Source organism: Tenacibaculum sp. SDUM215027, assembly GCF_050566205.1.
GTDB lineage: Bacteria > Bacteroidota > Bacteroidia > Flavobacteriales > Flavobacteriaceae > Polaribacter.
Genome location: NZ_JBNXUE010000001.1, coordinates 650,678 through 664,268, shown reverse-complemented (window position 1 = coordinate 664,268; position 13,591 = coordinate 650,678). Strand labels below are relative to the sequence as shown.

Below are 13,591 nucleotides of genomic sequence, written 5' to 3'. Positions count from 1 at the left end.
CTTACTTCTTCGTCAACATTCGTTTAATTTCATTCAGCTTCATTAAGGCTTCAATAGGTGTTAACGTATCGATATTTGTGGTTAAAATTTCTTCTCGAATATCTTCTAGCAACGGATCATCTAACTGAAAAAAGCTCATTTGCATATCTTCATGCTGTGCTTCTTTCAAGGTTTCTTTAACCTCTTTGTGCGAATGTGAGTTCTCTAATTCTTTTAGAATTTTGTTTGCTCTATGTATCACCATACTTGGCATTCCTGCCAATTTTGCTACATGAATACCAAAACTATGATCACTTCCACCTTTTACCAATTTACGCAAGAAAATAATGCTATTATCTAACTCTTTAACCGATACATTAAAATTCTTAATACGCTCAAACGTCGAAGTCATTTCATTCAGCTCATGATAGTGTGTTGCAAACAACGTTTTTGCTTTCGAAGGATGTTCGTGTAAATACTCCGAAATCGCCCAAGCAATTGAAATTCCGTCATAGGTAGACGTTCCTCTTCCAATTTCATCTAACAATACCAAACTACGCTCAGAAATGTTATTTAAAATCGATGCCGTTTCGTTCATTTCTACCATAAACGTAGATTCCCCCATCGAAATATTATCGCTAGCTCCTACTCTGGTAAAAATCTTATCCACCATTCCAATACGAGCATTTTGAGCAGGAACATAACTTCCCATTTGTGCTAACAACACAATCAAGGCTGTTTGACGTAAAATTGCTGATTTACCAGACATATTCGGACCTGTAATCATAATAATTTGTTGCTGATTACGGTTCAAGACAACATCATTAGCTATGTATTCTTCACCTATAGGTAATTGCTTTTCAATAACAGAGTGGCGACCGTTTTTAATTTCAATTTCGGTGCTATCATCCATTAACGGACGTACATAATTATTCTCGGTAGCCAAGGTTGCAAAAGATTGTAAAACATCAATCTTCGCCACGTTCTGTGCATTTTGTTGTACAGGTTGTACAAACCCGATGATATACTGCACTAATTTGGCAAAAATCTCAGTTTCTAACTGCTGAATTTTCTCTTCTGCTCCTAAAATTTTTGCTTCGTATTCTTTTAATTCTTCAGTAATATAACGCTCTGCATTCACCAAGGTTTGCTTACGAATCCACTCTTCTGGGACTTTGTCTTTATGGGTATTTCTAACTTCAATATAGTATCCAAATACGTTATTAAAGGCTATTTTTAAACTCGGAATTCCAGTACGCTCTGTTTCTCTAGCTAACATGGTATCTAAATACTCCTTTCCAGAATTTGAAATACTACGTAATTCATCCAACTCTTCAGAAACTCCGCTGGCAATAGCATTTCCTTTGTTTATATTTACAGGAGCTTCTTCTAATACCGTTTCCGTAATTTTATCAATTAATTCATCACACTTATTAATTTTTTCTCCTAATAACCTAACGGCAGCGTTTTCGCTGCTTTCTGCGGAAATCTTTATCGGAAGAATTGCTTTTAACGAGTTTTTCAACAAAATCACTTCTCTAGGAGATACTTTACCTGTTGCAACCTTTGAAATGAGTCGTTCGATATCAGAAATTTGTTTTAGTTGATAGGTTACTATTTCAGAAAAGGCATCGTCATCAATTAAAAACTTTACTAATTCATGTCGCTGTTGAATTTGGACTAAATCTTTTAACGGAAGCGCTAACCAACGTTTTAATAAACGTCCTCCCATGGGAGAAATCGTTTTATCAATTACATCCAATAACGAGACAGAATTCACCGAGTTTCCTCCGTATAATTCTAAGTTTTTAACCGTAAAACGATCCATCCATACATACTTATCTTCCGCAATTCTGCTAATAGATTGTATGTGTTCTATTTTGTTATGTTGTGTTTCAGATAAATAGTACATCGCTGCACCTCCAGCTACAATTCCGTATTCTAACTCTTCAACACCAAATCCTTTTAACGTTTTTACCTTAAAGTGATTTCGTAATAGTTCATCACCATAATCTTTTTGAAACACCCAATCATCTAAATAAAAAGCATGGAACCGATTGGTAAATACTTCTAAAAATCGTTGTTTGTATTTCTTTTCAACCAAAACTTCACTCGGTGTAAAGTTTTGTAAGAGCTTATCTATATATTCTTCATTTCCTTGTGCGATAAGAAACTCTCCTGTTGATACATCTAAAAATGAAACTCCCAATAGTTTTTTCCCAAAATGAACTGCCGCTAAAAAGTTGTTTGATTTTGATTGTAGCACTTCATCATTCAACGCAACACCAGGAGTTACCAACTCCGTAACCCCACGTTTCACAATCTTTTTGGTCATTTTTGGATCTTCTAACTGATCACAAATAGCAACACGCAGCCCTGATTTTACTAACTTGGGCAAATAAGTATTTAAAGAATGGTGCGGAAAACCTGCCAATGCGGTTTCACTCTCACTACCACTTCCTCTTTTGGTTAAAATAATTCCTAAAACTTTGGATGCTTTTATAGCATCTTCTCCAAAGGTTTCATAAAAATCGCCTACTCTAAATAACAACATAGCGTCCGGATATTTTGCTTTAATTCCGTTATACTGTTGCATTAATGGAGTTACCTTTTTTGCCTTTGTTTTTGCCAAGTTTCTAGATTTTTTGGGTTAGTTTTGCGAAGATAGAAAAAAGTCTTTAGTCATTAGCAAAGTACCAAAATCTACAAGGTAAAAATGAGAAAATTAAAAAACAGCGAACTAGGCAGGAAAACAGTTGAGGAATTTAAGCAAACGAATAAAACCCCCATTATTGTAGTCTTGGATAATATTCGTAGTTTAAACAATGTTGGTTCGGTATTTAGAACTTCAGATGCTTTTTTAATTGAAAAAATTTACCTGTGTGGTATTACCGCTACACCTCCTAATAAAGAAATTCATAAAACCGCTTTAGGAGCCACCGAGTCGGTAGATTGGGAGTATGTAGAAAATACTATTGATTTAGTTAAAAAACTGCAAGCAGAAAACATAAAAGTATTATCCATTGAACAAGCAGAAAATAGTACGATGTTAAATACTTTTACTCCTAAAACCAGTCAGAAATACGCAGTAGTATTTGGTAATGAAGTAAAAGGTGTACAACAAGAAGTGGTGTCTGCTTCTGATATTTGTATTGAAATTCCGCAATTAGGAACCAAACATTCGTTGAATATTTCTGTAAGCTGTGGTGTGGTTTTATGGGATTTGTTTACTAAGATAAGAAACTAATAACTTGTTATTAGGAATGAAGCACGAACGAAATAATCTTAACGTTTAGAACTCAAAAGTAAATTTCTTACCGGCTAACTAACAGATTGCTTCACTTTAGCCTGTCTTGAACGACAGCCGAAAGGTTTGTAATGGCACTTATACAGTGTTATCTCTTTTCAAAAACAAACAAAAAATATTAGAAAATCTATTACTTTCTTGTTCCTTCTCAAAAAACCTGTTATTTTAGGGACTTGATTACCCCCACCCCCAAGTATTATTTTTTTAATTAAAAACCCTATTTAACATGGAAAACAAGTACTTAAAAGAAACAGCAATGAGTTTAAACCCTGGTGGAGATACAGGCGGAGAAAATGACTTAACTGAAGGAGGCAATGACACTGGTGGAGCAACAGGAAGTGACGGAGGTGATTAGAGCCAAAAAATTACATTTGGTACACAACATAAGTCTAAAAACCATTACTTTTGAAAAAGTAATGGTTTTATCTTATAACTATATTATCAAAAACTTCTTTTACATTATTCTATTTTGTTCTTCCTTTGTGTTTTCTCAGGAAAATAAGGGTTATTTTTCTAGAAGAGATACATTAATAGAATCAGGAAGGAAGGCATTTTTTGATAAAAACCTTACATTATTAAATACAATCACCTTACAAGTTGATTCTTTGTACAAAGAATCAAATGATTCTATTTTATTAGCAAAGTTTTATCATTTTAAGGCCTTACAAAGTAAACTTACTTATACTAACGATAGTGCCTTTTACTATTACCATCTTTCTAAAGATGTTTCAAAACAATTAAATGATTCTTTAGCTGTCGGAAGGCGTTTATTAAGTTTAGCTATTTTACAAAAAGAAGCTAAAGATTTTTTAGGAAGTGAAATAAGTTTAATTGAAGCTTTACAATACTTAGAACCTATCAATTCTGTTATTTATTTAGAAAGTGTTTATAATAATTTAGGAATTGTTTCAGAAGAATTAAAACAACAAAATGAAGCTTTATCATATTATAACAAAGCATTAACTTATAATAAAATAAACAGAAAAAACACTGGTTATTTATACATTATTAATAATTTGGGTTTTTTTTATCAAAGTAAAGGACAGTATAAAAAAGCTATTTCTCTTTTTAAAAAAGGATTATCAAAAGATAGTATTAAAGAAAAGTATCCAATACAATACGCTTTGTTATTAGAAAATTTAGCTGCTAGTAATTTTTTATTAGGTAAAAAAGAAAATGTACTGAAGCAATATAATGAAGTTCTGAGCATACGGGAAGGAGAAAAAGATTTTTCGCAATTAAGCACAACCCATATAAACTTGGCAGATTATTACAAAAACATTAACCAAACTAATAAAGCTCTATTTCATGCTAATGAAGCTTTAAAATATGCCAAACAAACTCAGAATAATAAACGTTGGTTAGAGTCTTTAGTAAAACTTTCAGGCTTAACAACAGGTGAACAATCAAAACAATATTTAGATGAATATATAGCCCTTAGTGACAGCTTGTTTCAAAACGAACGTACATTAAAAAATCAATTTGCTAAAATCAGATACGAAACTGGTAAAAAAGAGAAAGAAAACACCGTTTTAAAAACCGAAAACGAAAAAAAACAAGCTGAAATAGTATATCATAAACAACAAAAAACTATTGGTTGGTTATTGTTTGTACTTAGCTTTTTATTATTTGGGGTAAGTATCTTGTTTTATTTTAACAGAAAAAGAAAGTTGTTATATCAAGCCCAGTTAGAAAGAATACAGGCAAGAGAACATGAACGTAAACAAATAGCCAAATCCTTGCATGATGAAGTTGCAGGTGACTTGCGTTTACTACATCGTAAATTAGAAAAATCTAATTTAGTTGACGAAGCCAAAAGACTAGATGCAGTTAAGGAAAATGTTCGCAACCTATCACACCAATTAAGTAGTATCAGCTTTAAAAAAGTTTCGTTTAGGGATCAAATTATCAATTTAGTAAGCGATTATTATGATCTTAATTTTAAAATTAAGGTCAACGGATTACAAAATCACGATTGGTTAGCGGTTGATAATTCCATAAAGCGTTTATTATACCTAAGTGCTAGGGAAAGTATACAAAACTGCAAAAAACACGCAAAAGCAAGTAAGGTTACTATCAATTTTTCTGTACATAAAAAATACGTACATTTGGGTATTATTGATGATGGTATTGGTTTTGATACCACCACTAGTAAAAAAGGAATTGGTTTACAAAACCTACAAGAACGCATTGAAGAGTTAAACGGAATGTTAACTATTAATAGCGAAGTAGGTAAAGGAACCCAAACCAGTATTCAAATACCCTTAAATGGCTGGACAAACAAAAATACTTTTAGTTGATGACCATCAGTTGATTCTTGAAGGAATTCTTTCGTATTTGAAAGGTATAGATGGTTTAGAAATTGAAACGGCAAATTCGTGTGACGAAGCATTTTCTTTAATAAAATCAAGTTTAAGCAAAAACCCTTTTCATATTGTTTTTACCGATTTGAGTTTTGACAATCAAAACCAAAACGTTGTTTTAGATGGAGGCGAGTCTTTTATAAAGTCTATCCTTAAAGAAAAAATTCCTATTAAAGTAGGGGTAATTACAGGACACTCTGAAACAAACAGAATTTTTAATGTAATACACAATTTAAATCCTTCTGCTTATATTTTAAAAGGAAAGTGTAGCACCGACGAATTAACCTTTGCTATTCAAAAAATGTTAAAAGGAGAGGTATACTACACGCATGAAATTCATCAAAAACTCTTAAAAAGAGCCTTAGTTGAAATACAAATGGATGACATTGCTATTCAAATTTTAAAAGAGCTTCCTAGACATGCTAAAATTTCTAATTTAGAAGGCTTAATTAAAAAAGGCGATGGTTCGTTAATAAAAGTCCGTTCCATAGAAAGCAAACTATCTAAGCTAAGAACTGACTTACAAGCCAATAACAATACAGATCTGGTATTAAAAGCAAAAGAATTAGGAATTATAGATTAGTTTCTTTTGCGGAAATACGCATTTATTTTTACGGTTATCCCTTTTCACACATTAGAGGTAAAGAATACTTTTGCAAAAGAATTCAAAACCATTGTTGGGAAGAATCTTGAAAAGAGAGAGAAATATAAAAAAGCCTTTAGATATCTAAAGGCTTTTTTGTTGGAAAACAATTTCTTTTTGGGTGGTTTGCGGAAAACCACACTTTTTTTTGCGGAAATACCCTTTTTTAACCTTTAATCTCTCCATACATTTGTAACATCTTCTTTTCAAGATTAATTGAAAAAAGACATTTAAGGGGAATAATAAACCTTCTAGAAATTCTAGAAGGTTTTTTTATGCTCTTTCGGAAAATTACACTTTTAACTTCGGAAATCCCATTTTACACCTCTGATTATCAGCGTATATTTGAAATGTTCATTCTTTAATGACAATTAATTTAAGGGGAATTAAATTATTTTAAAATGGGAAAATTACTATTACGCAAGACGAGCAAAGGCTTAAACACTTTACTTTCAGTTTTAGCTGAATTTGGTAAAGGAGCTGGATATGCTTTGAGACACTAAAAGTTAACTAACCAAACTTAAACGTGTAAACCTTCTAGAATTTCTAGAAGGTTTTTTTTATTACCATAACTAAAATTGTAAATTAGGCGTCCAATCATTTTATACCTAAATGACTCAAAAATATATTATTGCTTTAGACCAAGGAACAACTAGTTGTCGTACAGTAATTCTGAATAAAGAAGAAGAAATAATTGCAAAAACTCAAGAAGAGTTTCAACAAATATTCCCTCAATCTGGTTGGGTAGAACACGATGCCAATGAAATTTTACAAACTCAGTTAAATACCTTGCAACAAGCCATTAAAAAAGCTAAAATTTCATCTTCAGAAATTGCAGGAATAGGCATTACCAATCAACGTGAAACCACCGTTGTTTGGAATAAAAATACCGGAACCCCCATATATAATGCTATTGTTTGGCAAGACAAAAGAACAGCTGATACTTGTGAGTTACTCAAAGAAACAGGACTTGAAAACTATGTTCGTAAAACTACCGGATTGGTAATTGATAGTTATTTTTCTGCTACCAAAATTCATTGGATATTAAATAATGTAGAAGGAGCTCAAGATGAAGCTGAAAAAGGAAACTTGTTGTTTGGTACAATTGATACATGGCTCTTATGGAACTTAACTAACGGTAAAGTTCACGCTACCGATTACAGCAATGCATCACGTACTATGTTGTACGATATAAAAAACTTGTGTTGGGATAAAACTTTAGCAAAAGAGTTAAACATTCCAACCTCAATGTTACCTGAAGTAAAACCTTCTTCTTATCATTTTGGGAATTATGAATTAAACGGGGTTCAAATTCCAATTGCAGGTATTGCAGGAGATCAACAATCTGCCTTATTTGGACAAGCTTGCTTTAAAAAAGGGGAAGCTAAAAACACTTATGGAACAGGATGCTTTATGTTGATGAACACAGGTGAAAACTTAGAATACTCTGAAAACGGTTTAATTTCTACTATTGCTTGGGGAATTAACAACAAAGTGTATTATGCTCTCGAAGGAAGTGTTTTCGTTGCTGGTTCTGCAATTCAATGGTTACGTGATGGACTACAAATTATCAATAACGCAGAAGAAAGTGAGCTTTTTGCTGAAAAAGTTACTGAAGAAAACCCTGTGTATGTAGTTCCTGCCTTTGCTGGCTTAGGCGCTCCATATTGGGACATGTATGCCAGAGGTGCTGTTTTTGGTTTGACACGTGATACTGGAAAAAACCACTTAATAAAAGCTACTTTGCAATCATTAGCTTATCAAACCAAAGATATTTTAGATGTGATGCAAAAAGACAGCATGTTACAGCTCTCATCTTTAAAAGTAGATGGTGGAGCCTGTGTTAATAATTTACTCATGCAGTTTCAAGCAGATATCTTAAATGTGAATGTAGAACGTCCTGAAGAAATTGAAACTACCGTAATGGGAGCAGCTTACTTAGCTGGGTTTTGTGTTGGGTTTTGGCAACAAAATGAAATTATAAACAAAAGAAAAATAGATAAAACGTTTACACCTTCCTTCTCTAAAGAAAAAAGAGAAAAACTATACCGTACTTGGCAAAAAGCTGTTGAACGTACTAAAGATTGGATTGACTAAAAATAAAGAATTATGGCAAAATTTTACGACAAAATAACAACTCGAATTCAAAAATTTATTGAAGCCCAAAAAATGTTTTTTGTTGCTACAGCAGCAAAAGAAGGAAGAATTAATCTTTCACCAAAAGGAATGGATAGTTTTAGGGTACTTAATGAAAATACAGTTGCTTGGTTAAGCGTAACAGGTAGTGGAAACGAAACCTCAGCGCATTTATTAGCTAACAACCGAATAACCATTATGTTTTGTGCTTTTGAAGGTGCCCCAAACATACTTCGATTATACGGTAAAGCCGAAGAAGTTCTTCCAAATCATGATAAATGGAATAATTATGCTGATTTGTTCCCTAAACTTCCTGGTACTCGTCAAATATTTATTGTTTCTATAGAAAGTGTACAAACCTCTTGCGGAATGTCAATTCCTTTTTATGAATACCAAGGAGAACGAAATCAATTAAACGATTGGGCTACTGAAAAAGGTGAAGAAGGCATTGAACAATATTGGAACGACAGAAATCAAACCAATATTGATGGATTGGATACTTTATTAAAAGAATAAATAATTTGATCGTTTTAAAACTAATACATTAATTATATACACTACAAAACAATTATTACACTATGAAAAAAAAAAGCCACTTATATTCCGTAATTTTCCTTACTCTATTTTTCATGTCTTGTACAAAAGAGAGTCCAAAAATAGTTGAAGAACCTTCAGGGGATATATTATTTTTTGATGATTTTGAAAAAGGTGACTTATCTCAAACGGAAAACAATGTTAGCTATGGTAGTAGTACCTATTCATCTGTTTCTAATGAAGTAAAAAAGGATGGAGAGTACTCTCTTGAGTTTTACTATAAAGGCGGATTACCAGGAGAAGACGCTTTTTCTGAGCAAAGAATATCCTATCCAAATACTGGAGAGTTATGGATAAAGTATGACCTTTACATCCCTAATAATTATACTCATCGTAAAGAAAACTCAGCTAGCAACAATAAATTTTTAGCTGTTTATAAAAATGATTATCGATCTCCAGGTTTTCAGGTGAATTGGTCATTATCTCCAAATAATACAGGAGGTTCCAATCTAACCCTACATAGATATAGAAATGGAACCGAGCAACCGAGCATATCACCTTCAGGAGACTTAGGAACTAATTTTATTACCGAAAACGATCATGGAAAGTGGATTCATATTATGGCTAGGGTTAAAGCTCCTAGCAGTGAAAAAGCTACTGATGGAGTGATGCAACTATGGAAAAATAATGTTCTGGTTTGTGATGAAACAGCACTTAACATGTATGGTGGTATTGATGAAAACTTTATGAACGAAATGTATTTAATGGGCTGGTCAAACTCTGGATACTTAGAGGATACTGTTTTTTATATTGATAATCTATCTTTAAATTACTCTGCATTTTAATATTAGGATACTTATAACATTCGCAAATTGAATAATACTAGAGTGATAGAGTAGAAACCAAACTAGTATTGACGGTTTCGACACTGCATTAAAAGAGGTAACATCTTCCTAATCTATTTTATAAAATCTCATCATTTTTTCAAAACCCTGATAAAAATCATGTTTTAACTTAAACTATGCTTGTATTTTTGAGACAATAAAGTATAAGAAGAAATGGTACAATTAATGAACATCCCAATGGTATCTTGGACAAACGGAACCATTATGATGGTTATTTTCGGTTTGGTTTGTATAGGTTTAGTAGCCGCTCTCTTGATTCTTGTTAATGGTGGCAAGAAGAAAGAGTAGTTAAATTTTAGTTTTAATAGTTGATGGAAGAAGTACTCTTTAATAATGTGTTAGTGGTTTAACGTTTGAGTGCTTCTTCTTCTTTTTATTTGAATGCGTTTAATCCTGTGATATCTAATCCTGTGATTAATAAATGAACATCGTGTGTTCCTTCATAGGTTATTACACTTTCTAAGTTCATTGCATGCCTCATAATTGAGTATTCTCCAGAAATTCCCATTGCCCCTAGTACCTGTCTTGCTTCACGTGCTATTTTTAATGCCATGTCCACATTATTTCGCTTCGCCATAGATATTTGAGCAGATGTTGCGCGTCCTTCATTTTTTAAAACACCTAAACGCCATGTTAATAACTGAGCTTTAGTAATTTCAGTAATCATTTCAGCTAACTTTTTTTGTTGTAACTGAAATTGCCCTATTGGTTTACCAAACTGTGTACGTTCTTTTGCATAGCGTAGTGCCGTATCGTAACAATCCATCGCAGCGCCAATAGCGCCCCAAGCAATACCGTATCGAGCAGCATCAAGGCACAGTAACGGTGCTCCTAATCCTGATTTGTTTGGTAATATATTTTCTTTAGGAACTTTTACATTGTCAAAAATTAATTCACCTGTAATTGATGCTCTTAACGACCATTTGTTGTGAGTTTCTGGAGTAGAAAAACCTTCCATACCACGCTCAACTAGTAAACCATGAATACGCCCCTCTTCATTCTTTGCCCACACAACTGCTACATCACAAATTGGCGCATTTGAAATCCACATTTTAGCTCCATTCAACAAATAATGGTCTCCCATATCTTTAAACTTCGTTTCCATTCCACTAGGATTACTACCGTGATTTGGTTCTGTTAATCCGAAACTTCCCATCCATTCACCAGAAGCTAATTTTGGTAAATATTTTTGTCGTTGTACTTCGGTTCCGTAGTTATAAATAGGCCCCATAACAAGAGAGGATTGTACTGAAGCAGTAGATCGAATTCCACTATCACCTCGCTCTAATTCTTGCATTATTAATCCATAAGAGATTTGATCTAATCCAGCACCTCCATACTCTTGAGGAATGTAACATCCAAAAGCTCCTACTTCTGCCAATCCATTAATTAATTCCTTCGGAAATTCAGCTCGTTGTGCATATTCTTCAATAATTGGAGATAAATTCTTCTTAACCCATTCACGGGTAGTGTTGCGAACAAGCTTATGCTCCTCGGTTAATAAATCATCTACTTGATAATAATCTGGGGCTTGAAATAAATCAGACTTCATAAATATGTTTTAAAATTAATTTTACTAATTGTATAAGAGAAACGTAAAATTAATCGCGATTTGTTTTATGTGGTTTCTTAAAAGAATTGATTCAAAAATACTTAAAAAAATGGTTATTCGTGCAGGTTTGCGTATGTTTGTACTAATGAGATTTACATTAGGAAAAGAAGAGCGTTTAAAAAGCAAAAAGCTTATAGGAAGACTATATGAAGAGGGAAAGGTGATAAAAGTTTTTCCGCTAAGAATGGTGTATATACAAACCGAACACACCTCTAAATACCCAGCACAAGTTGGAGTTTCTGTACCTAAACGGAATTTTAAAAAAGCAGTAGATAGAAACCGTATAAAACGGTTACTTCGCGAAACCTACCGTAAAGAAAAGCATACTATTTATGAGACTGTAGATAAACCGTATGTGTTTATGATTTCTTATCTTGCAAGAGATGAATGGAAATATGCCGACATAGAGCATAAAATGAAGAAATTATTAACACAGTTTATTACAGAAGTTACTCAAGATGAAAAATAGAAAATTCCTTTTTTTTGGTTCCCTCATTATCATCTCTCTTTTCTTTTCTTTTCAATCTCGTTTTTTTGAGATTGCTAAACAAATTGAAATTTACAATAACCTTTTTAAAGAGTTGAACATTAATTATATTGATGAAATCAACCCTGGCGATTTAACTGACGAGGCAATAAAAAACACCCTTAAGAATTTAGACCCTTATACCAACTTTTATAACGAACAAGATGTTGAAGATGCTCGTATTCGTCGTGAAGGTGAATATGGAGGTATTGGTATTTCTACTTTTTACACTAAAAAAGGAATTGTAGTTGCTGAAATTTACAAAGGTTTTTCCGCCGATAAAGCTGGTTTAAAAACTGGTGATATTATCACCAATGTAAACGGACAAGAATTAGTAACCTTAGAAAGAAGTCAATTTTCGCAGATGCTAAAAGGGGTTCCAGGAAAAGAGCTTTCTTTAAAAATTGAAAGAAACGGTCAAACAAAAAACATCTCTGTAAAGCTTGATAGAGTTATTTTAAACCCAGTGCCTTTTTACGATATGATTGATACTGAAACAGGGTATATTGTTTTAACACGATTTATCAGTCAAAAAGCTACCGAAAGCGTTGTAAATGCGTTTAGTGATCTAAAGAAAAGAGGAATGAAAAAATTGGTTTTTGATTTGAGATACAATCCTGGTGGTTCTTTATTTGATGCTATAAACATCACCAATTTATTTATTCCTAAAGGATTAAAAGTTGTTGATACTCGTGGAAAAACTAAAAAAAATAGTAGAACTTATAAAACAAGTAGAGAACCTTTAGACGCTGAAATCCCTATCGTAGTTTTAATAAATGGTCGATCGGCTTCTGCCTCTGAAATTGTCTCTGGTGCCTTACAAGATTATGACCGAGCTGTTATTATGGGAGAACGTTCTTTTGGAAAAGGGCTAGTACAACGTTACTTTGATTTGAATTATGGAACTCAAATGAAAATTACGATTTCTAAATATTATACTCCCAGCGGACGATGCATTCAGGAATTAGACTATGCCAACAGAGATTCTAAAACAGGAAAAGTACCTAAGTTTTCTGATACTACTCTTAATGAATTCACAACTCAAAATGGACGAAAAGTATACGATGGCGGAGGTGTCTCTCCAGATGTAACAAGTGAGTTTTCTAAAAAAACAGCGGAAACTGATGAGTTATTAAAATCAAGAGCAATTTTTAATTTTGTAACTGATTTTACACTCCAAAACCCTAATTTACCTACTGAAAACTACACCTTTTCTTCTTCAGGTTTCAATCAATTTAAAGATTATTTACTTCGTAAAGACACTGCTTTTGTGTCTAAAGAAGAAAAAATGTTTCAAGAAGCATATGAATCAGTAGAAAACAACAAAAATATTACCTCAGAATATAACGCAATTATTCAACAACTAAAGGCTACTAAAATTTCTAAAATTTCAATAAACAAAGATCTTTTATCAAAAGAAATTGAAAATGAAATTGTTGAACGTTATGCATACAAAGAAGGAATGTATAAGCATTTATTTAAAAATGATGTCGTTATAAAAAATGCTGTTAACTTGTTAAATGACCCTAAAAAATATAACGGTATTTTAAAAAATTAGCTTCTTTAACATAATTTGTATATTTGTA

11 protein-coding genes are annotated in these 13,591 nt (G+C 32.6%); 9 read left to right on the top strand and 2 right to left on the bottom strand.

Going from position 1 to position 13,591, the window contains the following annotated elements:
• Window position 1 precedes the first annotated feature (1 nt).
• Window positions 2-2,611, bottom strand: a complete 2,610-nt coding sequence (gene mutS, locus ACQYZ7_RS03065) for a DNA mismatch repair protein MutS (protein WP_430728318.1) — start codon at window positions 2,609-2,611, stop codon at window positions 2-4.
• Between the two features lie 84 nt (window positions 2,612-2,695).
• Here mutS and ACQYZ7_RS03060 point away from each other — a divergent pair, with 84 nt between their 5' ends.
• The 7 genes from ACQYZ7_RS03060 (at window position 2,696) to ACQYZ7_RS03030 (ending at window position 9,807) form a co-directional block, all read left to right on the top strand.
• Window positions 2,696-3,226 carry an RNA methyltransferase gene (locus ACQYZ7_RS03060; RefSeq protein WP_430728317.1) on the top strand — a complete coding sequence of 177 codons (531 nt, stop codon included), beginning with the start codon at window positions 2,696-2,698 and terminating at the stop codon, window positions 3,224-3,226.
• A gap of 286 nt (window positions 3,227-3,512) precedes the next feature.
• Window positions 3,513-3,641 (top strand): hypothetical protein, encoded by a 129-nt coding sequence (locus ACQYZ7_RS03055; protein ID WP_430728316.1) that lies wholly within the window; start codon window positions 3,513-3,515, stop codon window positions 3,639-3,641.
• 16 nt (window positions 3,642-3,657) lie between these two features.
• Window positions 3,658-5,586 (top strand): tetratricopeptide repeat-containing sensor histidine kinase, encoded by a 1,929-nt coding sequence (locus ACQYZ7_RS03050; RefSeq protein WP_430728315.1) that lies wholly within the window; start codon window positions 3,658-3,660, stop codon window positions 5,584-5,586.
• The gene (locus tag ACQYZ7_RS03045) at window positions 5,555-6,232 is read left to right on the top strand and encodes a response regulator (protein WP_430728314.1); all 678 of its coding nucleotides are present in this window, start codon (window positions 5,555-5,557) and stop codon (window positions 6,230-6,232) included. The genes ACQYZ7_RS03050 and ACQYZ7_RS03045 overlap by 32 nt, the downstream gene beginning before the upstream one ends.
• Before the next feature lie 672 nt (window positions 6,233-6,904).
• Window positions 6,905-8,389, top strand: coding sequence for a glycerol kinase GlpK (glpK, locus tag ACQYZ7_RS03040; RefSeq protein ID WP_430728313.1), 1,485 nt, complete (start codon window positions 6,905-6,907; stop codon window positions 8,387-8,389).
• 12 nt (window positions 8,390-8,401) lie between these two features.
• A complete protein-coding gene (locus ACQYZ7_RS03035; protein ID WP_430728312.1) occupies window positions 8,402-8,944 on the top strand; it encodes a pyridoxamine 5'-phosphate oxidase family protein in 543 nt (180 codons plus the stop codon).
• Between the two features lie 113 nt (window positions 8,945-9,057).
• Complete coding sequence (locus tag ACQYZ7_RS03030; protein ID WP_430728311.1) at window positions 9,058-9,807, top strand: heparin lyase I family protein; 750 nt, start codon at window positions 9,058-9,060, stop codon at window positions 9,805-9,807.
• Between the two features lie 433 nt (window positions 9,808-10,240).
• Here ACQYZ7_RS03030 and ACQYZ7_RS03025 read toward each other — a convergent pair whose 3' ends face one another.
• On the bottom strand, window positions 10,241-11,419 hold the full coding sequence (locus ACQYZ7_RS03025; RefSeq protein WP_430728310.1) for an acyl-CoA dehydrogenase family protein: 1,179 nt from the start codon (window positions 11,417-11,419) through the stop codon (window positions 10,241-10,243).
• 67 nt (window positions 11,420-11,486) lie between these two features.
• Here ACQYZ7_RS03025 and rnpA point away from each other — a divergent pair, with 67 nt between their 5' ends.
• Complete coding sequence (gene rnpA / locus ACQYZ7_RS03020) at window positions 11,487-11,948, top strand: ribonuclease P protein component (RefSeq protein WP_430728309.1); 462 nt, start codon at window positions 11,487-11,489, stop codon at window positions 11,946-11,948.
• A complete protein-coding gene (locus ACQYZ7_RS03015; protein WP_430728308.1) occupies window positions 11,938-13,563 on the top strand; it encodes a S41 family peptidase in 1,626 nt (541 codons plus the stop codon). The genes rnpA and ACQYZ7_RS03015 overlap by 11 nt, the downstream gene beginning before the upstream one ends.
• Window positions 13,564-13,591 lie beyond the last annotated feature (28 nt).